We start from the raw sequence: 23,299 nt of genomic DNA on the forward strand, positions 1-23,299 counted from the left end.
GGGTGCGGGATCGAGGACACGCAACCCTCATCCACGCAGCGCGGACGCGAAGATCGCCGGCAGCCGGGTCCATGAGGGTGCACCGGCAAATCCTGTCAGCAATCGGCCCGTCGTGGCGGCGGTTCGGTTGGTGACGAACCACGGGGGCTTGGGCGAGATGGACATCTCACGGTTCAGGATCGACCGCGGCGACGGACGGAACGGGCCCCGGACGACGGTGCGCTCCGGACGGTCGATGAGGAGGGCGTTGTGCACCACGCCGATGCCGCTCTGAACGTCGTTCAACGTGTGGCCGGGGAAGGCCCCCCAGGTCGCGGTGGCGGTGAGGTACCCGACGCCGGTCCACGCGTTCACGGCGATGGTCCCGTACTGCAGGCTCTCGAGCAGCGAGTCGAACTCCGCGCCCATCTCGCGGATGGTCTGCGGGGCAGCGACGATGTTGACCCCCAGCGTTCCGATGAAGTCCTCGTTCACGAGGTCGGCGGCCCGTTGCGCGAACGCGGCGCCCGCGTGGGGGAGGTCGATCACGCCGAGTACCGGAGCGAAGTACTCGGTCTGCAGGAGCGGGGCGTAGGCGCCGGGCTCGAGATCGGTGACCAGGACGCGTCCGCCGTTCTCGCCCAGACGCGCGGCGGTGGGGAACGACGCGGTGGCGCCGGCGACCCGGGAGTCGCTGCCGGGGTAGTACGCGGGGCGGTCCGGTGCCGTGTCGAGGGCATCCTTGAGGGCTGCCACGAACTCGTCGCGCTGCTTCCACTCGGACGACACGACCACCGCCTGCGCCGCGACGCAGTTGTAGCCGCCGTTGTGGAGTCGTTGCGTCGCAATGTGTTCGGCCTGGAACTTGATGTCGGCGCGGCTCCACTCGCCGGGCAGCACGATGGTGGGCGACACGCCGCCGAGCTCACTGGAGATGGCCTTGCCGAGCATGGGCTCGTTCGCAGCCTTGCGCCGCGCGCCCTCCTCGCCGGTCCCGAACACGATCGCGTCGTGGGTGAGCGCGCTGCCCGTCATGTGCACGTGGTCGACGAGGTCGTGGTGCACCAGATACGTCCCGACCTCCGCGCCGCCGGTCAGCAATCGGACCGCGCCGATGGAGATGAGCGGTTCCAGGACACGCGTCAGCACGGGCAGCAGGCGGTCGGTGATGGGGTTGAGCTTGAGTGCGACGACGCGATTGTGTGCGATCAGTTCGTACAGGGTGTCGAGCGGGGCGATCGAGGTGATGTTGCCGGCGCCCAGGACCACGCCGATGCCCTGCGTCCGCGACGGGTCGCGCTGGGCGAGGCCGGCGTCGCGCTGTGCCGTCGCACGATCGATTCCCGGCTGCAGCCACACGTCGGCGCTGAATCCGCTGAGCAGCAGCTTGTCGAAGATGTTCAGGGGCAGCACCTTGACGGTGGTGCGGCCGCCGGGGGCGGTGCCGAACGTGGCGCCATCGAGCGGGCTGGTCCCGGCTTCGAGTTTCGCCAGGCTCGCGGACAGCGCCGCGGTGCCGGTGGCCAGCGGGTACGGCCCGGACATCCATTCCTCGCCGACCAGCGGCGACTTCGGGTCGAGCCCCTTGATCGCGACCGCGGCGTCCACCCAGTCGGCGGCGTACTGCACGGTGAGGTCGTGCACCTTGTCGAGGAGTGTCCGGCGATCGGCGAGGGTGAGGTCGGCCCAGGTCTTCTCGCCCTCGGCGAGGTCGGCGAGGGCGGCATCGACCTCCGGATGCGGGGAGGCCGCGTCGGGGGTGTTGGAGGTGGCCTCGGGTTCTGAAGTGCTCACTGTGGACAGCTCCGCTCGGGTCGAGTACATGAAGGACCGCGCCGCAGAAACGAAACACTACTGTGGCGTAGAACACTGATTCTCGTCCCAGTTCCGGGCGCCGCGCCATAGGCAGCGGCTGTCAATGTGAACATACGGGCTATGCCGTCGCACAAAAAGGGGATGGCGCGGACCACGTCCGGTGGATAGTCTTGCCGGATGACTGTCAGCTCGGATGTCGCGCCGTCGCCCACCGAAGTTCTGGGATCGATGCTGGAGTCCGTGGATCAGTTGTCCGAGCAACTCGTCTCGCGCATCCTGTCGGCCGAGCACGGCTACGTGGAGGCGACCCTCCTCACTCCCGAACAGTTGTACGCGGCATGCGTCGACAACCTGACGGCGATGCTGGGCAACCTCGCGGGCAGTGCGCCGATCCGGCTCGAGGCGGCGCGGGCAGCCGGACAGTTGAAGGCCGAACAGGGTGTGCCGCTCGCGGCGCTGCTCCACGCGTTCCGGCTCGGCGGCCGCCTGATCTGGGACGAACTGATGGACCGCTCGGAGGGCCGGGCCACCAACGCCCTGCTCGACATGGCCGCCCAGGTCTGGGCGCTCGTGGACGTCTACTCGGACAGCGCCGCGGAGGCATACCGGGAAACCGCCGACCTGCGGGCCCGCGAGGACGCCGAGTCGCGGGGCCGGCTGATCAGAACCCTGTTCGGTGACCACGCCGCCAACCCGGCCGGCGCCGCCGACGCGCTCCGCACGTTCCGGATTCCGGAGAACAGCACCTTCCTCGTCGTGTCCGTCGAAGCGGCGGCCTCCCCGTCCGCCGCGGACGTCGTGCAGTCGGACCTTCGCGGTGTGGGTGTCGACTCGGTGTGGGACACGGAGGTCGACGGCCGGATCGGACTGCTGTGGGCCGCCACCGCCGAGGTACTCGATTCCGCACTGGACCTCCTCGGCCGCACCGGTCACGGACGGATCGGGGTCAGCTCGGTGTTCGGGCGTCCCGGTGGGACGAGCCGGGCCGTCGAGCAGGCGCGGATCGCCCGTCGCTGCGCGGGACACGGTGGATGCACCCTCACCCGCTACGAGTCGGTGCCGGTGTCGCTGCTACTCGTCAGCGTTCCCGACGCCGGCAAGCTCGCGTCGAGCCAGATCCTCGGACCGGTGCTGGCCCTGCCCGCGGAGGAGCAGGAGAGCCTGCTGGCCACGCTCGACGCCTGGTTCTCCTGTCGTGGCTCCACCACCGCGGCGGCTACCCAACTGCACTACCACCGCAACACCGTCCTGTACCGGTTGCGCAGAATCCACACCCTCACGGGACGCGATTTCTCCGACCCCATCGACGCCGCCGAACTGTACGTCGGTCTGCGGGCGCATCAGCTGCTCGGTGCGTGACCTGAGCGGCGCACCCTCGGCTCGGTGAATCCGGCCCCCGCGCCCGCCCGAGGGCCGACAATATGTGTGGGTCGGCCGTCGTCCGCTCGGGTGTGCCGAGCAGTGGGGCAGTGCAATGGGATTCATCATCGGATTCGCACCGTGGATCGTCTACTGGATTCTGGTGGGCAACACCGGATTCGTCGCTGCCGTCGCGATCGCATTCGGCATCGCGGCGGCGGGTCAGGTGCTGCAACGGTTACGGGGCGAGCCCTGGCGGACCCTCGAGGTCGGCACTGTCGCCGTCTTCGCGCTACTGCTGATCGCGGCACTCACCCTGGACGACGCCGTCCTCGAACGCTGGCTGCAGCCGGTCGGCAACTTCGGGTTGTTCGCGATCGCCGCGGTGGGCGTCCTGATCGGGAGGCCGTTCGTGCGCGAGTACGCGGCGGCCACCGTGGACGCCCGGACGGCGGCGAGCGGCGGATTCCGGTACATCACCACGGCGATGACGTGGATGTGGGTGGCCGCGTTCGGGCTGATGACCGTGTTCTCGCTGATCCCGCCGATCGTCGACGGCGACGCCACCATGCGCGACGCCGGCGACACCCTGTCCGCCGTCTGTTACTGGGTGCTGCCGTTCACCCTCATGGGCGTCGCGGGCCTGGTGTCCGCGGTGTTCCCCGGATGGTTCGAGAAGCGGTCGCAGCTTCTGGAGACGCAATCTTCGGCGGAGCCCGCGGTCACCGAGCAGCCCGCGCCGGCCGCGGACGTGTCGGCGGGGTCCCTCGAACTCGACGTTCCGGCGTCGTCGCGTCACGACGAGGCATTCTCCCTGATCGTCCGCGGCGTCCGGCCCGGATCGTCCGTGACCGTCCGCACCACCGGGACCGACCTGTTCGGTGGGCAGTGGCTATCGGAGGCCACGTTCACCGTTCCCGCCGACGGGATCGTCGACGTCGCCGAACAGGTTCCGGACCACGGTGACTGGAATGTCGTGGACGCCGACGCCCCGCTGTGGGCCATGCGTTTCGTGTCCGAAGACCGGGTCCCCGACCTCTTCGTACCGCCACCCGACGCCTGGCTGGTCACCGTCGAGGCGAGCACTCCGGACGGAACGTCGCGGCGGACGGTGACGCGTCACGTGAGCGCCCCTGGAGTGTCCGTTCGCCCATTGGATGTCGGCGGTCGGCCCGCCCTGCTCGCACTGCCCGCCGGCGACGCCCCCAGCGGCGGGTGGCCGGGCGTCGCCTGCTTCGGCGGCTCCGAGGGCGGCGTCGACTCCCAACGTCCCACCATCGGGATGCTCGCCGCCAACGGGTATGCCGCACTGGCCTATTCGTGGGTGGACGAATCGGACACCGACGCGACGCTGGTCAACGTTCCGCTCGAGCGGTTCGCGTCCGCGGTCGGGGCGCTGGGTGCGCAGCCGACGGTGGACGCGAACCGCCTGACCGGGATGGCCATCTCGCGCGGTGCGGAGGGCCTGCTGGCGTCCGCCTGCGTCGGCGAACTTCCCGTTGCCGGGCTGATCCTGATCAGTCCGAGTTCGGTGTCGTGGCAGGCGATCGGCCCCGACGGCGAGATCGCCGGCACCGCGTCGTGGACGTGCAACGGCGGGCCCGTGCCGTGGGCGCCGCTGCCGGGTGGGGTGCTGATGCCGCAGCTGATCCGCAACGCGTGGCGGGCGCACCACGACCTCGCCGCGCACCGGCCGAGCCTGCTGCGTCTTGCCGCCGCCTACCGGTCCGGGCTCGCGGCGGCACCGGTCGACGCGACGCTGCGGTCCGAACAGGCGACCGCGTCGGTGCTGTGTCTGACCGGCGCCGACGACCAATTGTGGCCGTCGGGCGAGATGGCCACGGCACTTCTCGGTCTCCGGTCCGACGAGCGCGACGAACACCGGACGTTCGACGGCGCCGGCCACCTCCTTCGTCTCGGAATGTTCCCCGCCGACGCGCAGTGGACCGGCGGCATTGCATTCGGTGGCGGGGGCGCAGGTCAGGGCCGGGCCCAGCGCGAAGCGGTGCACAGCGTGCTCGGCTTCCTCGCGCGGACCGCCGCAGTGGCGAGGGCCTGATGCGCGGCGCAGAGGACGGCTTCGGCCACTCGGACCGCATCGTCGGCTCGATCGTCGACATGGCCGGAGTCTCGCGGGCGAAGGTGCTGCCGATCTCGAGACTGTCCACCTTCGTCGACTCCGGTGCCGGCGCATCGCCGAGCTGGACTGTGTTCTGCGTCGACGGCCACCTCGCGTTCACACCGTCCTTCTCCGTCGTGGGCGACCTCCGCCTGCGTATCGACGGCGACGACGTGCGAGACCTGGGCAACGGCACGTACTGGGCGCCGGCGTGCCTGACCGAGCAGGACGGGACGCCGTCGCTCGCCTGCGCCCGGGGTGCGCTGCGGCGGGCGGCGACGCGGTTGGCGGAATCCGGGCTGACCGCACGAATCGGCCACGAGATCGAGTTCACCCTCTTCGATGCGGCGACAGTCGAAGAATGGTCCGCGTACGGCCTGAATGCCGTTCTCACACAAGAAGAATTCCTCGAGCGACTGCTCGCGGCGGCGTCGACGGCGGAACTGCCTATCGAACAGGTCCACGCCGAGGCCGGGCTCGACCAGTTCGAGGTGTCGCTCGCCCCCGCGGATCCCGTCACGGCGGCCGACAACTCGGTGCTGGCCCGCGCCCTGATCAGCCGGGTCGCGCGCGCCCAGGGGCTGCGGGCGTCGTTCTCACCCATGCCCGTCGCGGGCGGAGCGGGAAACGGTGCCCATCAGCACGTGTCGATGTTCGAGGGTGACCTGCCGATGCTGTCGGGAGGCCCGGGCCCGCACGGGCTGACTCCCGCCGGTGGCGCCGCGGTCGCCGGGATTCTGCGGGCCCTGCCCGAGTTCACCGCCGTACTCGCCGGGTCGGCGCTGTCGCACCTGCGGTTGCGCCCGGGAATGTGGGCGGGGGTGTTCCGCTGCTGGGGCCTGGAAAACCGCGAGGCAGCCGTCCGCCTCTGCGCGGCCACCGCCGGGAACCCGCACGGCGCGAACCTCGAGATCAAACCCATCGACCCGTCCGCGAACCCGTATCTGAGCAGCGCCGCCATTCTCGGCGCCGCCCACGACGGCATCGCCGCCGCGCTTCCCCTCCCGGACGAGGTGTCGGTCGACCCCGCCGAACTGACCGAAGGCCACGCCGTCGATCTCCTCCCGACCCTGCCGTCCGACGTGCTCGGAGCGTTCCGATCGTCGGCGCTCGCGCGGGACCTGTTCGGTCCGCTGATCATGGAAGCCCTGGCGGCGGTCAAAGGGTACGAGCACGCCGAATACCGGGACAAACCCGTCGACGAGGTCGCGCAACGCTTCCGGTACGCGTGGACGTCCTAGTCAGTTACGGATCATCGCCAGCGCCGTGCGCAGCCCGCGCCGCTTCCCGGTCGCGGGGTCGACCCCGAACACTTCCTTCATCCCGCCGCGGATGCGGAATCGCAGTTCCGACGCCGTCTCCGGTGCGTCGTCCGCGGACGCCGACAGGAAGCGGTTGGGCAGCGCGAGCTTGAAGATGGTGCGCAGGGTGAGTCCGTACTGGTGGGGGAGCGAACCCGTCGTATACGGGAGGTCGTACTTGTCGCACAGTTCCCGCATCTTCACACCGATCTCGGCGTAACGGTTACTGGGCAGGTCCGGGAACGCATGGTGCTCGATCTGGTAGCAGAGGTTGCCGCTCATGAACGCCAGCACCGGGCCGGCGTTGAAGTTGGCAGAGCCCAGCATCTGCCGCAGATACCACTCGGCCTTGGTCTCCTTCTCGAACTCCTCCTTCGTGAACTTCTCCGCGCCGTCCGGGAAGTGGCCGCAGAAGATCACGCCGTAGGCCCACAGGTTGCGGATCACGTTGGCGGTGATGTTCGCCGTCAGCGTGCTCTTCCATGCGGGACCTGTCAGTGCCGGGAACACCACGTAGTCCTTGCCGACCTGCCGTGCGATCTTGCGTCCCACCTCCTTCGCGTTGCGGAGGGTTTCCGCGCGGTCGTAATCGCCGCGCCGGATGCTCTCCACGTCCAGGTGGTGCAGCGCGACACCCCATTCGAACAGCAACGCCAGCAGCACGTTGTAGAACGGCTGCGCCAGGTACACCGGCGACCACTTCTGGTCGCGGGTCATGCGCAGGATCCCGTACCCGACGTCGCTGTCGAGACCCACGATGTTGGTGAACTTGTGGTGGACGTAGTTGTGCGAGTGCTTCCACCCCGAGGACGGGCACGTGTTGTCCCACTCCCAGTTCGACGAGTGGATCTCGGGATCATTCATCCAATCCCATTGGCCGTGAATGACATTGTGGCCGAGTTCCATGTTCTCGATGATCTTCGCCGCACCCATCAAGGCGGTACCCAGGATCCACGCCGGTCTCTTCCGGCTGCCGAACAGGACGACCCTGCCCGCGATCGCCAGCGACCGCTGCAGTTTGATCGTCCGGTCGATGTACCGGGCGTCGCGGGCGCCGCGGGACTCCTCGATGTCGGCCCGGATCGCATCGAGTTCCGCGCCCAGCGCCTCCACATCCGCCTCGGTGAGGTGGCTGTATTCCTTGATATCGGTGATGGCCATCTGGTCTCGATACCCGGTTCACCCGATTCTCAATCTGCGAATCCACCCAACCGTTGCGCAACCGTGTTGTGGTCACACGTCCGTGTGAGGGCGTCCGCTATTCTCTCCACGGCCGCCGAGCGTGTCGGTGACCCGGGTCCGGGGGTGGATCTCGATGCGGATATCAGGGGGAGATGTCGATGTCAGAGGGCAATATGACGTGGCCGGAAAGTGCCATTGCGTCGCTGGACGGGACCGCTGCGACGCAGCCGCAGCTGGCTGCCGTCCCCGGGCTGCCGCCGGTGCTCGGTGGAACGGACGTCGCGGTCGTCAAGGTGAACCCCGACATGCTGCGTGCAATGTCCAGCGCGCTCGGCGCCATCGCGCGTGAGGTCGAGGCGTTGGGTGGCCGGCGAAGCTTCGAGCATGCGGTCCGGGCCGTCGAGGGGTCCGACACCGCGGCGGCCTGCCAGGACGCCGGCGACATCCTCGCGTCCGCGCTCGGCGTCGTTGCCAGTCGCATCGACGAGATGGCGTTCATCGCGGGTGACGGGGCCGAGAACTACGAGGTCACCGACACGTCGTTCGCGTCTCAGCTGTCGGCGATGGGGGAGCTGTGATTCCGCGGAGGTCGCAACTGCATGTCTGGAACCCGCGGGACCTGACACTGGCGGGCGAGGAAATCGGACGGACCGCAGAGGACACGCGGACCCGGGCGGACGACGTCCAGCGTGCTGTCGCGGATCTGGGTCGGCACGACGACTGGCGCGGTCCGGCGCAGGCCGCCGCCGAGCACCGAGCGAACAGTGAGAGGGCGGAAATCCGCCGGCTCGCAGATGATCTGGAGGATCTGTCGAACGCGCTCGTGAGTGGGGCCGATCGCCTCGGCCATGCGCGGGACTACGTCGCCACCGTGATCGACAAGGCGGCAACCGACGGATTCACCGTGTCCGACGACTGGCAGATCGTCAGCCCGCCCACGACGATGAGCGAGGCCGAAGCCGCTGAGCATGCCGAGCTGATGGAGTACTGGCGCAGCCAACTCGGTGGAGCGCTGACGGAACTCGACAATGCCGATCGGGACATGGCGACGACGATTCGGGACGCGCTCGGGGCCGTGGCGGCGAGTGCCCCGGCCTCCGCGGGCCTGTCCGGACACGAGGGCACCGCGCTGGGCGAGCAGGTCGCGCGCGGCGGTTCCGACATTCCGCAGGACGTGCGTGACCGTGTTGCCCGGGAGATCGCGGCCGCGGGCCTCACCCCCGAACAGGTGAAGACACTGGCCGACGGCGGCAAGGTCACCGATCTGCCACAGGGAACGATCGACTTCCTGCAGCAGTTCTATACGGCGGCCGGCAAGGACGGCTTCCTCGCACTGTCCGAGCAGTACAGCGAGAACGGACGCACCGAGGCTGCGAGCGCACTGTCCAACGGCCTCGCCGCGGTGTCGAACTACAACGTCGGCAGTGCCAGCGGTGACGTCGGCGGCCAGAGCCACATCCCGGAAAGCATTCGGGGACTGTTCGAGGGACCGGTGACGTCCACCGGCAACCTCACGAAGGGCGCACACGACGCCCCGCAACCGTCATTGGTCGTCAACAACGGCGACGACCTGGCACGCTTCACCAAGGCGTTCGGTCTCGCGGACCCGGGCGTCCAGCAGGGCAGTGAGCTGAGCGAGAGCCTCCTCACCCGTGCCGGCGAGATCGCCTCGGCCACCAACGACAAGAGTCTCCTGATCGGGGACTCGTTCGACCACAACGCTCTGGGCCGCGACGGTGTCGACACCCTCCTGCAGGACATGGTCGGGGTCGGTGGCCGCGACCACGTCGCCGTCCACAACATCCTGTCCGGTGAGGGCATGCCGGCCGACTACAACCGCGACGACGTCATCATGCCCCTGCTCCAACGTGATTGGGCCGACGGCGGCGAACAGAACGTCGCCGGGATGTTCGACTGGATCGCCGACGACGCCAAGCCCTCCGACCCGTCCGATCCCGGAGAAGTATTCCGGTCGACACAAGCCGGCGAATCCGCATTCGGACTCGCACAAATCCTCGCCGCGAAAGACGCCGAGCTACTCGACATCCCCGGGATGAACGGCCAGGCAATTGGTGAGGTGAACCCCGAAATCACGCAGGCGTTGGGCACAACGCTCGCACCCTACATCGGCAACATGGTGGGGGTGCCCGGCGAGTTCACCGGAACCAATGCGTTCACCGGCCAAACAGGCCATGAGTACCTCCGACTGGAGGATGCGCCGAGGATATTCTCGGTGATCGACTCCAATGCCGAAGGCGCCTCGTATTTCAATGCGCAAGCCTTGGGGTTGTCAGCCCAGTTGGAGCAGGCTTGGGCGGTCGACGGCCAGACGCCGCAGGATCCCCACTACCAGTACGGGACGTGGGCGGGCAATCTTCAAGGCGTAGTGGACAAGGGGCTCGACCTCGAGTTCGCCGACCGGCTCGGCGACGAAACATCCCAGAACGCTGCTGGTTTCGAGAGCAAGGGCGTTGCATACGACACCATCAGAACAGTGATCAGCAAAGGCGTCGAGTTCATTCCCGTAGCCGGCCCTCTGATTTCGAGTGGTATCGATCTCGCCGACCCGTCGTTCAAGAGCGCGGTCATGGGATCCATACCTGACAGCACACTGCAGGCGAACGATGATCTCGCAGACAGTGCGTTGTTGGCGAATCAGTATTACCAGATTGGATTAGGCCTTCAGGCCGCAAATGGCGGAGCACTGGATCCGTACTCAGCACTTGATGACTTCCGCGACGGATCGGACGGACCACTGCTTTCATACGAACAGCTCGCAGACGATAACCCGCATCAAAGCCTCCCCCAGCTGCAATCAGGATTGGCGGGTTACATGACCGACACCGGTGTGCGCGGCCTCGGCAATTTCATCGATGCATTGAATGCCGGGCGCGATCAGGTGAAGGACATGAGGTACGGGCAGTGAAGGGGCTGCTCGGGCTGTGGGTCGCCGTTGTGCTGGCTGTATCGGCCTGCGGACCGGAGCATCCAAGCGAACCGCCGGGGCCGTCGACAACGGTCGGCATGCAGTACGCGGTCCCCGGCAACACCGATTACAACTACCGTTGGTCGGCGGATCCAGGCATCAACTTGCTCACGCCAGAGGCAACAGCTGTCAGGGCCTATGTGGAGTCGTATTACTTGACAGTCAGGGCACTCGCGACGTCGGCGGGCTATCCAGGATTCACGGAAGCCGTCGACGAGCGTCTTCGAGTGGACTATGGCTATCCCGATCAGCTGAAGAAGAGCGAGTTCGTTGGGACGCAATTTCAGCATTTGTTGTGGATGAGTCCAACGGAGCGTGGTTGGCTTGCGACGGTATGTACGGGCGACTACTCCGTAATGAGAATCGATGAGGACGGAAAGTATTACAACGTTGGCTCGACCAACGTGCATGCAGAAACGGTCGAGATGATGGCTCCCGACTTCACAGGTTCGAGTGCGGACGCCTCACTTCCCGCGGAGGGGCCCGAGCGGGCTCCAGAGGTAGATGTGTTCAGGGGTTGGAAACTCATCGACCACGTGAAGTCGGCTCGCAGTCAGGATGCGTTCCTTCAGTGTCGTTCGCGGGTGCCCGATCCTCCGGAGAATCGCCCGAGGAAACGCGACCTCCCACACGAGACCCCCTACCCGACGCTTGCTCCGTATCCGGGCTGGCCGCGCTACGACGAGAACTGAGGAGCACCTTCCCACCGTCGGCGGAAGGGCGCTGTCACCGCCGCCCTCGCGCGGTCATATCCTCGACTGCAGCCTCCGTGTTCGGTGGAGGCTCGAGCGAATGATCGGACGGTTTGGTATGGACAGCAAATGTGACGTCGTTTATGCGGACGACCTCCGGGTGGGCGAGAAGTTCGAGCTGGGCTCGTACACGGTGACCGAGGAGGAGCTGGTCGAGTTCGCGGGGCAGTGGGATCCGCAGTCGTTCCACATCGACCGTGAATCTGCAGATAGTGGCTATTTCGGTGGGCTCATCGCGAGTGGTGTGCACACGATCGCGATATGTCAGCGGCTGTCGGCGACGACTCTTTATGCAGGGTGGAGCGTCATTGCCGGGGCTCGGATGCGCGACGTCAACTTCCTCCGGCCGGTGAAGCCGGGTGACGTGCTCACCGGAAAGCTGGTTGTCGAGGATGTGGTGCCGGACGATCGTGGCCGGGCTTTGGTGACCGTCGCGGCGGAGATTCGCAACGGGTCGGGTCGGCAGGTCCTCACCTCGGTGACGGAGATGTACATGCGCTGCCGCCCGGAAACCGACTGATCGTCGAAATTCTTGGACGAAAAACTCTCTTCGAGGATTGTTTTCCGGGTTTCCGGGTACCGCCCCGAGAGGCCATGTAACCAACGGAGGCAGTCATGAGAATGGGCAGGAGAGTGGCCGCGGTGCCAGTATTCGCGGCTTCGATCGGTTTGGGAGCATCCGGTGTCGCCTGGGGCGGCAGTCTCGACTCGGCGGTGCCGGTGCGTCGGCCGGACGTCATTCAACCGATGCCACCCGGGTTCCCGCAGAACGGTCCGATCGGATGCGACGACTGGGCGGAACCCTACGAGAACAATGTGCCGCAGTGGGGCACCGATCCGTACAACCAGTTCGACAACTGGTGCGACGGTCCCGAGGACGGCATTCAAACGCAGCCGCCGGTCAATGACCAGCAGGGCCGGACGGTCAATCCCTGATTCGACGGTGAGTGTCTGCACGAGGCACGGGGCCGTCGTGTAGCCCGGTCGTGAGCTGAAACCGACCGCCCGTCAAATTTCATTCACGAAATTCGTCCGTCGAGGATTGTTTACGTTGTCTTTGGGTATTGCCCTTAGGCAGCGTTATTCACCTATGGGAGGCAACGATGAAGGTCGGCTTGAGATTGGCTGCGGTCGCTGTGTTCGCGGCCTCGATCGGTTTGGGAACATCCGGTGTCGCCTGGGGTGACGCGCTCGACTCGGCAGTCGTACCGGTGCGCGCACCGGACACGGTTGCACCACTGCCTCCTGGTGTTCCGCCGACCGGTCCGGCCGGCTGCGACGACTGGGCGGAACCGTACGAGAACAACGTCCCGGCGTGGGGCGCTGAACCGTACAACCAGTACGACAATTGGTGCGACGGACCCGAGGACGGTCTGCCGCAACCGGCCACGTACAGCGGTGACGAGGGCGGAGGCGACTCGCCGAACGAGCCGTAACCGACCGATCCGAATCAGCGCGCCCCGGGAGTCTCCGTTCCGGGGCGCGCTGATTCAGTTGCCGGCGGGCGGTTCGTGCAGTCCGAAGGCGGAACCCTGGTCGTCGTGGCACAGCTTGAATCGCCCGAATTTCGCCACCGACTCCGTGTCGTCGCCAAGGTCGACGGCGTCGACGGTGCCCCCCAGTGCCAGTACGTGCTCGACGGCGGTGTCGAGGTCCGGTACCCGGAAGAAGATGTAGGGGCCGGCGCCCTCGTCGCCGCCATGGATCCCGCCCGGGACGTTCGGCGTGGTGATCGAGTAACCCGAGCCGCCGGGTCCGGACTCGAATTCCCAGCCGAACAACGCCGAGTAGAACTTTCGGCCCTGCTCCGTGTTGGCCACACCCAATTCGAAGAACGACAGTTCGCCCGACATGAGCACTCCTCCGTCGACAGTGTCCCCGTGACGCTACGCCGAGATGCTGTCACACATAAGGCTTGCGCGTTAGATCAATCATGCTCTAACCTTTGAGCAAATTCGATCCAAGGGGGCTTTGTGGAATTGACCGAACGCCAGACCGACCGGGCCGCAGGAGTATTGATCGCCGCCGCTGCGGGCGATGCTCTCGGGGCAGGGTACGAATTCACCACCCCGGCTGCCGAAACGGTGATCGACATGGTCGGGGGTGGGATGTTCGACTGGGCGCCGGGGGAGTGGACCGACGACACGTCGATGGCCGTCGCCATCGCGGAGGTGGCCGCGACCGGTGTCGACATCGGTCAGGGCGCCGGACTGGATGCCGTTGCTGCACAGTTCGTTCGGTGGATCGATTCGAATCCGCCGGATGTCGGCAACCAGACGCGCGCCGTGCTGTCGGTCCGCGACGGCTCGGCGGCGGCCATGCAGGGGCGGGCACGAAGTATCACGGGGAGAAAGGGTGGCAACGGTTCGCTGATGCGCACGGCACCCGTCGCGCTGGCATATCTCGACGACGCCGAGGCGTGCGTCGAGGCCGCGTACCAGATCGGCGCCCTCACCCACGACGACCGGCGCGCCGGCGAGGCGTGTCAGCTGTGGTCCTACGCGATCCGGCACGCGGTGCTGTTCGGGACGTTCGACGGGGTGCGGGAATACCTGCAGGTCGCGCCGGCCGGTGTCGGCGAATACTGGGGACCCTTGCTCGACCAGGCGGAGCGCGGCACACCCGCCGAGTTCCCGAAGAACGGCTGGGTGGTCCACGCCCTGCAGACGGCGTGGTGGGCGATCACGGGTGCCGACGATTCGGGACCGCAGCAGCTTCGGTTCGCCCTCGAACGAGCCGTCCGCGCGGGCAATGACACCGACACCACTGCGGCGATCGCGGGTGGACTGCTCGGTGCCCGATGGGGTGCCTCGGCGGTCCCGGACCGGTGGCGGCGGATGTTGCACGGCTGGCCCGGATATTCCGCCGAGGACCTGGAGCGGCTGGCGGTGGGCGCTGTCCGGAAGGGTGCACCGGCCGACCGGTGCTGAGCATGAAGGTCATTCGTACGTGAGTGGCGCAGCGTGCCGGGGTGCACATCGCCACTCACGTGCGGGGAGCTGCGTCAGGCCGCCAACTCGTCGGCGATCTCGATGTCGATTTCCTGTTCGGTCATTCCGCCGAAGAGATGGTTGGTGAACATGTCAGCTCAGTTCTCGAAAATTGTGATTGATCCCGGCACGGTCGGACTTTCTTGTCCGATCTACTGGGTGTATCGGCGGCCGGAGCTGTTCCGTTTCAGGACCCGCAGGTGAGTGGCAAAGTGTTCGGGCGCGCATTGCCGCACACGTAGCGCTTAGGCTCGACTCGACCGTTCGTGTCCCGGAAACAGGAGATGAGTCGAGATGCCCGCAACCTTCGTTCTGCTGCCCGGCGCCGGCTCGGACTCGTGGTACTGGCACCGCGTCGCACCGATCCTGGAGGGCAGCGGGCACTCGGTGATCGCCGTCGACCTTCCGTACGGCGACGACGCGGCGGGGCAGTACGAGTTCGCCGACGTCGTCGTGGACGCGGTCGAGGACGTCGAGGGGTCGATCGTGCTGGTCGCGCAGTCCATGTCCGCGTTCACCGCGGCGATCGTCTGTCAGCGCGGCGAGGTCGACGTCGACCTGCTGGTTCTCCTGGCACCCATGCTGCCCGCGCCGGGGGAGACGCCCGGGCAGTGGTGGGAGACCACCGGACAGCCGGAGGCGAAACGGGCGTTCGCCGTGCTGGAGGGCCGCGACCCCGACGCGCCCGACGACCTGCGGGCGTTGTTCTTCCACGACGTGCCCGACGACGTCACCGAAGAGGCGTTCAGCCAGGAGGAGCCCGTCGTGTCGAACACCCCGTTCGAGACGGTGTGGCAGGCGGACGCGTGGCCGCACGTGAAGACGCGGGTCGTCGCCGGGAGGCGCGATCGGCTCTTCCCGCTCGACTTCATGCAGCGGATCGTCCGGGAGCGGCTGGGCATCGCACCGGAGGTCATCGACACGGGCCATCTGGCGGCACTCGCGCGCCCCGGCGAACTTGCTGCCATGCTGGAGCGCTACGCGTCCGAACTGTAGGGCATGTAGATCCGACGAGAAGGAGAGCAATCGATGGCGTTGTCGGTATCGGGCGAGTTCGAGATCGAGGCGCCCCAGGACCAGGTGATGGCGGCGCTGGCGGACGTCGAACGGATCCCGGAGTGGTCGGCGGTGCACAAGAAGGTGGTCGTCGAGTCCCGATTCGACGACGGACGCCCCCGCACCGTGCGGATGACGCTCGCCGTCCTCGGCGTCGCGGACACGCAGCTGGCCGAGCACAAGTGGCTCGGGGACGAGCAGATGTCGTGGACGCTCCTCGAGAGCGAGAAACAGAAGTGCCAGGAGGGGGAGTACCGGCTGACCCCCACTGCGCGCGGGACGTCGGTGCACCTCACGATGTCGGTCGAGCCGAAGGTGTGGGTGCCGAAGTCCGTGCTGCGTCAGGGGCAGAAGCAGGCCGTGCGCCTGATCCGCAAGGGATTCACCAAGTTCGTACTCGAGAACTACGTCTGACGAGGACCAGATGACGGTCGAGCAGAGCAGCCCCACCACACTTCGGCGACTGTCGGCGCGGTTGGCCCTGATCCGCGACGACACCGACGACGACAAGCTGTCGGCCGGTTTCCTCCTCGTCGCCACGATCCTGGCGTTGGTGTGGGCCAACATCGGTGATTCGTACGAGTCGTTCTGGCACACCCCGGTGACGATCCAGATCAGCGACTACAGCATCAGCCTCGACCTGAAGCACTGGGTCAACGACGGGTTGATGACGCTGTTCTTCTTCGTCGTGGGGCTCGAGGTGAAGCGTGAGCTGACGATCGGCGAACTCACCGACCGCGCCCGCGCCGCCGTCCCCCTCCTCGCCGCGATCGCGGGTCTGGCCCTGCCCGCCGTGCTGTTCCTGATCCTCAATCCCACCGGGGACGAGGCCACTGCGTGGGGCGTCGTCGTCTCCACGGACACGGCGTTCGTGCTGGGCGCACTCGCGCTCGTCGGACCCCGATGCCCCGCCCGGTTGCGCGTGTTCATCCTGACCCTGGCCGTCGCCGACGACATCGGCGCCCTGGCCATCATCGCCTTCTTCTACACCGACAACCTCCGGCTCGGACCGCTGCTCCTCGGGTGTGTCGGACTGCTTCTGATCATCCAGTTGCGCAAGCTCGAGGTGTGGCGTGGCGTCGCGTACTTCATCGTCGCGGCGGGCACGTGGGTCGCGTTCTACGAGTCCGGCGTCCACCCCACCCTCGTCGGCGTGCTGATTGCGCTGATCCTGCCCGTGTATCCGCCGCGGCGCAGCGAGGTGGAGCGGGCCGGTGAACTCACGCGCGCATTCCGGCAGTCACCGAACTCCGACTACGCCCGCGCCGCCCAGCTCGGTGTGCTGCGCGCGGTGTCCGTCAACGAGCGGCTCCTGCGCTTCTACCAGCCGTACACGGCGTTCCTCGTCGTCCCGATCTTCGCGCTCGCCAACGCCGGCGTCGTCATCACCGGGCAGACGCTCGCGGACGCGGCACGGTCTCCGCTGGCGTGGGGCATCGTGCTCGGCCTGGTAGTCGGCAAGCTCGTCGGCATCACCGCGGCCACGGCCCTGTTCTCGAAACTGCGGCCCGGTAGCCTGCCACCCGGGCTGACACTGTCGCAGATCGCCGGTGGCAGCGCGCTGGCCGGCATCGGCTTCACGATCTCGCTGTTCATCGTGGACCTGGCCATCGACTCACCCGAGCTGGCCAACGACGCTCGGGTGGGCGTCCTGACAGCGGCCGTCATCGCCACCGTCCTCGGGTGGGCACTGTTCCGGCTGTCGGACTGGGTGCACCCTCCGACCGAGGTCGCCGGACTCACCCTGCTCCGGCCCGTCCACCTCGGCCGCGATCACCTGCGCGGACCGGTGGATGCGCCGCTCACCCTCGTCGAGTACGGCGACTTCGAGTGCCCGTTCTGCAGCAAGGCCACCGGCAGCATCCGGGACGTGCGGGCGCATTTCGGGGACGAGCTCCGCTACGTCTTCCGGCATCTCCCACTCGACGCCGTGCATCCGCACGCGCGTTTCGCCGCCCAGGCGAGCGAAGCGGCCGCCGCGCAGGGCCGGTTCTGGGAGATGCACGACCACCTGTTCGCCAACAGCGACGCCCTCGCCGAGGACGAGATCTTCGGTTACGCCGCCGAGTTGGGGCTCGACATGGACCGGTTCGAGGAAGACATCCGCCGGGGCACCTACGTTCACCGCATCGACGACGACGAACTCGACGCCGAGTCGAGCGATTTCCGGGTGACCCCCACGTTCTACCTCGGCGCGACGGGCACGGACCTCGCCCGGCACAGCGGCCCCTACGACGCCGCCACCCTCATCCGGCAGCTCGAGGAGGCGCGCGGCGTCGACGGCGCGCCCTGATCAGCCCTGCGAGCGCTGCACCGCCTGGATCGCGGCCGGGGTGACCGGGTCGGTGTCGTCGGCGAAGTCGTCGTGCTTCTTCAGGTAACCGGCGACGAACGGGCAGATCGGCACGATCCGCTTGCCGCCCCCGACGGTCTCGGTGAGCGCGCTCCGGATCAGGGTGGTGGCGAGGCCACGCCCCCCGAACTGCTCGCCGATCTCGGTGTGGAAGAAGATCCGTTGATTCTCGTCGTCGAGGTACTCGGTGAACCCGGCCAGTTCACCGTCGACGTGGACCTCGAATCGGTGGAGTTCGGGGGCGTTCCGGACCTCGGGTGCGGGACCGTTCTTCGTGTCGTCTGTCATGAACCCACTATGCCGCCCGGCTCCGTTCCGAGTGCGCGCCGGGTGTTCCCGGACGTCGAGGTGGTGGATGATCGAAGGAGTTCCGCGATCCGAGAGGGGACGCGACCGCCATGACCGACTACGGCAGGGTCCTGCAGTTCGGGGTGTTCGTCACTCCGTCGGTGGAGTTGCTGGCCAACACGTTCGAAGTCGCCGCGCTCGCCGACGAGACGGGCCTCGACCTGATCGGCGTCCAAGACCACCCCTACCAGGCGAAATTCCTCGACTGCTGGTCGCTGATGGGTACGTTGCTGGCCAGGACCGAGCGGGTGCGCGTGTTTCCCGACGTCGCGTGCCTGCCGCTTCGCCCGCCGGCCGTGATGGCGAAGGCTGCGGCCAGCCTCGATGTGATGTCGGGAGGGCGATTCGAACTGGCGTTGGGTGCGGGTGCGTTCTGGGAGGCGATCGGGGCGATGGGCGGTGACGTGCGCACGCCCGGGCAGGCCGCGACGGCATTGGAGGAGGCGGTCGAGGTGCTCCGCCTGATGTGGTCCGGTGAGCGTGCCGTGTATTCCGAGGGTGAGCACTATCGCCTCGCGGGCGTGCATCCCGGACCGGTCCCGGCGCACCGGATCGGGATCTGGCTGGGCGTCGGCGGCCCCCGGTTGCTGCGTGCGCTGGGACGGTCTGCGGACGGGTGGGTCCCGTCGAGCTCGTACTTTCCGCCCGAGGTCCTGCCCGGCATGCACGCGAGGATCGACGCGGGTGCGGCGGATGCGGGCCGGGACCCGAGCTCGATCGTCCGCGCCTACAACGTGTTCGGTCAGGTGAGCGACACACCGTCGGACAAATTGTTTAACGGAACCACCGAGCAGTGGGTGAGCCAGCTGACGGAACTCGCGGTGGAGACGGGCATGGACACGTTCGTGTTCGGCACCGACGGCGACGACCTCACCCAGATCCGCAGGTTCGCGGCCGACGTCGCGCCCGCCGTTCGGGCCGCCGTGGATCAGCACCGCGGAACGGGTGCGCGGGCATGAGCGAACCCCGGCTCCTCCTCATCGGCAGGCGCCAGTCCACGCTGGACGTGTTGAAGGAAGAACTGACCCGGTTCGGGCGGGACGTCGTGGCATCCAACGACCGCGAACTGATCCGGCGGGCACTCCTGGACGGAAACGTCGACCTCGTCGTGATCGGCGGCGGCCTCGACGATCCCGCCCGGGATGCCATGCGGGACTTCGTGCTCGGCGTCCAGCCGGACGTCCCCGTGCACCTGCTGCCCCGCACGGCCGGAGCGAGCCCGGCGTCGGTCATCCCGTTCGCCAACGAACAGATCGTGCTGTTCAAGGTTCACGCAGCGGCAGGCGACGAAGACGCGCAGTCCGACTAGGTCAGTTGCCGTCCTTCTCCTTGTCCTTGGGCTTGTTGTTTCCGTTGCCGTTGTTGCCGTTGTTGTTTCCAGGTCCGGTCTTCGGTGCCGGGGCGCCGGTCGGTGGGGGAGGCGCAACCGGGTTGACCTCGACGGCACTGCTCGGGGCGGAGACGGGCGCCGGGGCGGGAACGACGGCGGTGGTGCTCGCACCGGGACCGACCGTGCCGTCCTGGTCCTGCGAAACGATGGCCAGCGCTGCCACGACCAGCGCCACCAGCACCGCGGCGACGAGAGCAACGATCAGGCCGATCCGCCGTGGTTGCGGGGACTCGGGCGGCAGCTCATGGACCGTCGTCGGTGTGAATGTTCTCGTCGGCGGCGGATGCGCGCCGGGTGCTCCGAGGACGGCGTCCCGCATGACCCGGGCGTCGGCGTACCGCTGCTGCGGGTCGCGAGCCATCGCCCGCTCGATCGTGTACACGAGGTGCGGATCGGCGTCCGGACGCGTTTCGCGCAGCGGCCGGGGCGCCCCGTCGGTGATGGCCCGGGCGAGCGACAGGATGTTGTCGCCGGTGAACGGCCGGTGCCCGGCGACGGCTTCGTAGCCGACGATGCCGACGGCGTAGAGGTCGTCAGCGGTCGTGGCGGGGGTACCCAGGATGCGATCCGGACTGAGGTAGGCGACGGTGCCCAGCACCTGTCCGGTCGCGGTGTGGTCGGAGGCGGCGCTCTTCGCAATGCCGAAGTCGGTGACCTTCACCGTGCCCTCGGCGGTGAACAACACGTTTCCCGGTTTGATGTCGCGGTGCAGGATCCCGGCCCCGTGAGCTGCGGCGACAGCGGCGAGCACGTCGGCGAGGACCGACCGCACCCGCGCGTCGGGTAGCGGACCGGTGGCGATCTCGTCGGCGAGGGTGCGCCCGGGCAGGCGCTCCATCACGATGAACGCCACTCCGGCGTCCTCGCCGCAGTCGTGCACCGCGACCACGTTCGGGTGATTCAACGTGGCGGCCAGCCGGGCCTCCGCCTCGAACCGCCGGCGCGTGTCGGGGACGGACGCCAGTTCCGGGCGCAGCACCTTGATCGCGACCGGTCGCTGCAGGCGCAGGTCCCATCCGTCGTGCACATCGGCCATTCCGCCGCGCCCCAGCACTCCCCGCAACTCGTACCGACCTGCGAGAACTGCGGACACCGACATGCGCTCACGCTATCGTCAGCACTTGTGCCGGACACCGCTGCCTCCCACCTACCATGACGCCATGACCGCTTCGGGTAAACGCCGACATCTGTCCGTCGTCCCCGACGTGCCGGTGATCGTCCGGCCGTCGGAACGGCCGCGTCGCCGTGACGTCGCGAGCTACCACCTGCGGATCGAGCTCGACGACGTGTCGCCGGCCATCTGGCGGCAGTTCGTCGTGCCGTCGAACCTTCGGCTGCACGAGCTGCACCCGATCGTGCAGACGGTCATGGGCTGGCAGGACAGCCACCTGCATTCGTGGGTCGGCGGCGAGCCGCCCGCCTCGGAGCGGTACGAGATGCGCGAGAGCATCGACGAGGGCTTCGCCGACGAGGACGACGAGCTGTGCGAGGACGCGGTCCGGCTCGATCAGGTTCTGGCCGAACCCGGCGAGCTGCTGTCGTATCAATACGACTTCGGCGACGGCTGGGACCATACGATCGTCCTCGAACGGATCGACTCCGACGAGCCGGCACCGACGGTGTCCTGCCTCGCCGGCGCTCGCGCCTGCCCACCCGAGGATTGCGGCGGACCGGGCGGATACGCCGACCTGCTGACGGTCCTGGCCACGCCGTCGCACCCCGGTCATCACGACGCCGGGGCGTGGGTCGGGCCGGGGTTCGCGCCCGAATCGTTCGGCGTCGACGCCGTGAACCGTAACCTGCGGATCGAGATCGTGATCCGTGACCACGGGCCGGTGACGGATTCGAAGCTCGCCGAACTGCTGCGCCGGATCCCCCATCAGGCTGCCCCGCACGTCTTTTCGCTGCTCGAGCACGCCCGGCTCACCGAGCGGAGGGGTGACATACCCGCGGCCCAGGAACTGGCGACGCTGCATCTGCGATGGTTTCTGCAGCGCATCGGATCCGACGGCATCACGCTGACCCAGGCGGGCTACCTGCCCCCGGCGGTGGTGGCGGAGATGCGGCAGGAGCTACCGGGCTTCGACGACTGGCCCGCCACCAGCAACCGCGAGACGGACCAACGGCCGGTCCACCTGCTCCGGGAATACGCCAAGACACTCGGACTGGTGCGCAAGTACAAGGGAAAACTCGTCCGAACCAATCTCGGAACGGCGATGGCGGACAACGCGACACAGATGTGGCGTCATCTGCTCGATCGCCTGCCGCTGGGCACCGAGCAGATCGAGCGGGAGGCCGGATACCTCGTGCTTCTCACGCTCGCCGCAGGCACGTCGTCGGACGAACGCAGGGACGTGATCGCCGAGGGACTCGCCGCCCTCGGCTGGCAGACCAGCGACGGGACGATCGTCGGCCGGGAAGAAGTCTTCTGGATGGGCCGTCCCACGATCACGTTCCTCGAACTGATCGGCGCAATGGTCGAGGGCTGGGTGCAGCGCGACCAGCCCATGGATCCCGAATGGGGTCGACTCTTCGCGCAGATGGTGCTGTCGATGTAGGCCGGTAACGTCGCCGACCCGGCGCCCGATGCTCACCACACATCGAACGTGTGGCGAGGAGGGGCGTATGAGTTGGTGGAAGACAGCATTGGGTGCGGCGGCGGTGGCTGTGGCGGGGATGGTCATCGTCGCACCGGGAGCGTCGGCCGAGCCGTCGCCGAGCCCCGTAACGACGGGGGATGTCACCGACTACTTCCGAACTCCCACGGACGCAGGCGCATTCGACCCGAACGACAATCACGCGCTGCTCCTGAGCCCGTGGGGGACCGCCGAGCCGATCACGTGCAGTTCGTTTCACGGGCACACCTTCGGATGCCTCCAGGCGGGGCCGGACGGCGTAGTCCACCCGGTCGGGAGCCTCGCCGACGCCGTGCCGTTCCTCTATCCGCTGCAGACGTATCCGGTCTATGTCACGTGGTGGTGGGAGAAGGCAACGCAATAGGCTTCATTGACGTCATTCGTGTGAACGACACCTATCGGCGTAGAACGATTTCGGCCCACATAGGTCGGATCCTTCTGCTTTGATACGACTCACGGGGAGTTGCCCGCCGCTCCCCAGGCATGGTCGGTCGCGAGCAAGGGAAGGTGATGATGATGGTCGATTCCACCGAGTTGCCCGAGGTTTCGTGGGCGGGAATGGTCGAGTGGTTGACGGGTTCGCTGGTCGAGCAACCGGTCGCGCTCATCGTCGAGATCGGTCCGAACAACTATGTCAGCGAGGACGACGACGAGGAAGTCGTCTGCGCGCAGATTCAGGTACTGGCCGACGGTGTGTTGATGCTCCGTCGATCACGCGTCGAGCTCGGGCACCTGCTGCTCGCCGACTATTCCGCCGAGCACCTGACCCTCGACAGGTGGCATTTCGACGGCCATTTCGAAGACTGCACGGACGGCTATCTCTTCAGCCGAGATGTGAACCTCATCGCGAACACCTGCGTGGCCTGGTTCCGGGACAATTGGGGCACGCGGTCCACCAGTGAACTCGGATGCTCGTATCGGTTCCCCGACGAGTTGATACCGACTGAAAACGCCGACGATATGTTCTGATTTGTCCCGCGGCGGAACTCGAGGATTCGACGGTCCCGGTACGACGATTCCGGCACACTGGTTG

24 protein-coding genes are annotated in these 23,299 nt (G+C 67.4%); 19 read left to right on the plus strand and 5 right to left on the minus strand.

Annotated elements, in window-relative coordinates; all coding sequences use genetic code 11:
* Positions 1-27: 27 nt before the first annotated feature.
* Positions 28-1,773, minus strand: a complete 1,746-nt coding sequence (locus WKC72_RS14420) for an aldehyde dehydrogenase family protein (protein ID WP_370183058.1) — start codon at positions 1,771-1,773, stop codon at positions 28-30.
* A 198-nt stretch (positions 1,774-1,971) separates the two neighbouring features.
* On the opposite strand from WKC72_RS14420, the gene WKC72_RS14425 reads away from it, so the two are divergent.
* From WKC72_RS14425 to WKC72_RS14435, 3 genes are all read left to right on the plus strand, one after another.
* Positions 1,972-3,153, plus strand: coding sequence for a CdaR family transcriptional regulator (locus tag WKC72_RS14425; protein ID WP_112298777.1), 1,182 nt, complete (start codon positions 1,972-1,974; stop codon positions 3,151-3,153).
* A gap of 115 nt (positions 3,154-3,268) precedes the next feature.
* A complete protein-coding gene (locus WKC72_RS14430) occupies positions 3,269-5,212 on the plus strand; it encodes an acyl-CoA thioesterase/bile acid-CoA:amino acid N-acyltransferase family protein (RefSeq protein WP_370183059.1) in 1,944 nt (647 codons plus the stop codon).
* On the plus strand, positions 5,212-6,513 hold the full coding sequence (locus WKC72_RS14435) for a glutamine synthetase (protein ID WP_370183061.1): 1,302 nt from the start codon (positions 5,212-5,214) through the stop codon (positions 6,511-6,513). Before WKC72_RS14430 ends, WKC72_RS14435 begins: the two co-directional genes overlap by 1 nt.
* Here WKC72_RS14435 and WKC72_RS14440 read toward each other — a convergent pair whose 3' ends face one another.
* A complete protein-coding gene (locus WKC72_RS14440; RefSeq protein ID WP_037226872.1) occupies positions 6,514-7,734 on the minus strand; it encodes a fatty acid desaturase in 1,221 nt (406 codons plus the stop codon). It lies immediately after the preceding gene.
* A gap of 173 nt (positions 7,735-7,907) precedes the next feature.
* On the opposite strand from WKC72_RS14440, the gene WKC72_RS14445 reads away from it, so the two are divergent.
* From WKC72_RS14445 to WKC72_RS14470, 6 genes are all read left to right on the plus strand, one after another.
* Positions 7,908-8,333: a hypothetical protein gene (locus WKC72_RS14445; protein ID WP_327205301.1), complete on the plus strand. Its 426-nt coding sequence runs from the start codon at positions 7,908-7,910 to the stop codon at positions 8,331-8,333.
* Positions 8,330-10,681: a WXG100 family type VII secretion target gene (locus WKC72_RS14450; protein ID WP_370183063.1), complete on the plus strand. Its 2,352-nt coding sequence runs from the start codon at positions 8,330-8,332 to the stop codon at positions 10,679-10,681. The genes WKC72_RS14445 and WKC72_RS14450 overlap by 4 nt, the downstream gene beginning before the upstream one ends.
* Positions 10,678-11,433: a hypothetical protein gene (locus WKC72_RS14455; RefSeq protein WP_370183064.1), complete on the plus strand. Its 756-nt coding sequence runs from the start codon at positions 10,678-10,680 to the stop codon at positions 11,431-11,433. Before WKC72_RS14450 ends, WKC72_RS14455 begins: the two co-directional genes overlap by 4 nt.
* Positions 11,434-11,533: 100 nt before the next feature.
* Positions 11,534-12,013, plus strand: coding sequence for a MaoC/PaaZ C-terminal domain-containing protein (locus WKC72_RS14460; RefSeq protein ID WP_370183065.1), 480 nt, complete (start codon positions 11,534-11,536; stop codon positions 12,011-12,013).
* Positions 12,014-12,108: 95 nt separating this feature from the next.
* On the plus strand, positions 12,109-12,429 hold the full coding sequence (locus WKC72_RS14465) for a hypothetical protein (protein WP_370183066.1): 321 nt from the start codon (positions 12,109-12,111) through the stop codon (positions 12,427-12,429).
* A 167-nt stretch (positions 12,430-12,596) separates the two neighbouring features.
* Positions 12,597-12,929 (plus strand): hypothetical protein, encoded by a 333-nt coding sequence (locus WKC72_RS14470; RefSeq protein ID WP_037226877.1) that lies wholly within the window; start codon positions 12,597-12,599, stop codon positions 12,927-12,929.
* Between the two features lie 54 nt (positions 12,930-12,983).
* Here the strand turns inward: WKC72_RS14470 and WKC72_RS14475 are convergent, their stop codons facing one another.
* Positions 12,984-13,346 (minus strand): VOC family protein, encoded by a 363-nt coding sequence (locus tag WKC72_RS14475; RefSeq protein ID WP_112298897.1) that lies wholly within the window; start codon positions 13,344-13,346, stop codon positions 12,984-12,986.
* A 120-nt stretch (positions 13,347-13,466) separates the two neighbouring features.
* On the opposite strand from WKC72_RS14475, the gene WKC72_RS14480 reads away from it, so the two are divergent.
* The 5 genes from WKC72_RS14480 (at position 13,467) to nhaA (ending at position 17,832) form a co-directional block, all read left to right on the plus strand.
* Positions 13,467-14,423 (plus strand): ADP-ribosylglycohydrolase family protein, encoded by a 957-nt coding sequence (locus WKC72_RS14480; RefSeq protein WP_268789874.1) that lies wholly within the window; start codon positions 13,467-13,469, stop codon positions 14,421-14,423.
* Positions 14,424-14,446: 23 nt separating this feature from the next.
* Positions 14,447-14,605, plus strand: a complete 159-nt coding sequence (locus WKC72_RS14485; RefSeq protein ID WP_245973459.1) for a hypothetical protein — start codon at positions 14,447-14,449, stop codon at positions 14,603-14,605.
* Between the two features lie 172 nt (positions 14,606-14,777).
* On the plus strand, positions 14,778-15,479 hold the full coding sequence (locus WKC72_RS14490; protein ID WP_128641722.1) for an alpha/beta fold hydrolase: 702 nt from the start codon (positions 14,778-14,780) through the stop codon (positions 15,477-15,479).
* 33 nt (positions 15,480-15,512) lie between these two features.
* Positions 15,513-15,953 (plus strand): SRPBCC family protein, encoded by a 441-nt coding sequence (locus WKC72_RS14495; protein WP_009474406.1) that lies wholly within the window; start codon positions 15,513-15,515, stop codon positions 15,951-15,953.
* A 10-nt stretch (positions 15,954-15,963) separates the two neighbouring features.
* Positions 15,964-17,832, plus strand: coding sequence for a Na+/H+ antiporter NhaA (gene nhaA, locus WKC72_RS14500; RefSeq protein WP_370183069.1), 1,869 nt, complete (start codon positions 15,964-15,966; stop codon positions 17,830-17,832).
* On the opposite strand, the gene WKC72_RS14505 is transcribed toward nhaA, so the two are convergent.
* The gene (locus tag WKC72_RS14505) at positions 17,833-18,180 is read right to left on the minus strand and encodes a GNAT family N-acetyltransferase (protein ID WP_370183071.1); all 348 of its coding nucleotides are present in this window, start codon (positions 18,178-18,180) and stop codon (positions 17,833-17,835) included.
* Between the two features lie 110 nt (positions 18,181-18,290).
* On the opposite strand from WKC72_RS14505, the gene WKC72_RS14510 reads away from it, so the two are divergent.
* Together WKC72_RS14510 and WKC72_RS14515 are read left to right on the plus strand one after the other, a co-directional pair.
* Positions 18,291-19,199, plus strand: coding sequence for an LLM class flavin-dependent oxidoreductase (locus tag WKC72_RS14510; protein ID WP_370183072.1), 909 nt, complete (start codon positions 18,291-18,293; stop codon positions 19,197-19,199).
* Positions 19,196-19,549, plus strand: a complete 354-nt coding sequence (locus WKC72_RS14515; RefSeq protein ID WP_128641725.1) for a hypothetical protein — start codon at positions 19,196-19,198, stop codon at positions 19,547-19,549. Before WKC72_RS14510 ends, WKC72_RS14515 begins: the two co-directional genes overlap by 4 nt.
* 1 nt (position 19,550) lies before the next feature.
* Here the strand turns inward: WKC72_RS14515 and WKC72_RS14520 are convergent, their stop codons facing one another.
* A complete protein-coding gene (locus WKC72_RS14520; protein WP_370183073.1) occupies positions 19,551-20,729 on the minus strand; it encodes a serine/threonine-protein kinase in 1,179 nt (392 codons plus the stop codon).
* Positions 20,730-20,790: 61 nt separating this feature from the next.
* On the opposite strand from WKC72_RS14520, the gene WKC72_RS14525 reads away from it, so the two are divergent.
* The 3 genes from WKC72_RS14525 to WKC72_RS14535 all read left to right on the plus strand — a co-directional run bounded on the left by WKC72_RS14525 (position 20,791) and on the right by WKC72_RS14535 (position 23,235).
* Positions 20,791-22,188: a plasmid pRiA4b ORF-3 family protein gene (locus WKC72_RS14525; RefSeq protein ID WP_370183075.1), complete on the plus strand. Its 1,398-nt coding sequence runs from the start codon at positions 20,791-20,793 to the stop codon at positions 22,186-22,188.
* 67 nt (positions 22,189-22,255) lie between these two features.
* The gene (locus WKC72_RS14530; RefSeq protein ID WP_052032843.1) at positions 22,256-22,630 is read left to right on the plus strand and encodes a hypothetical protein; all 375 of its coding nucleotides are present in this window, start codon (positions 22,256-22,258) and stop codon (positions 22,628-22,630) included.
* A 152-nt stretch (positions 22,631-22,782) separates the two neighbouring features.
* Positions 22,783-23,235: a hypothetical protein gene (locus WKC72_RS14535; protein ID WP_370183076.1), complete on the plus strand. Its 453-nt coding sequence runs from the start codon at positions 22,783-22,785 to the stop codon at positions 23,233-23,235.
* The last annotated feature ends 64 nt before the right edge of the window (positions 23,236-23,299 follow it).

Origin of the sequence: Rhodococcus wratislaviensis (assembly GCF_041228765.1) — a bacterium.
Lineage (GTDB): Bacteria > Actinomycetota > Actinomycetes > Mycobacteriales > Mycobacteriaceae > Rhodococcus_F > Rhodococcus_F wratislaviensis.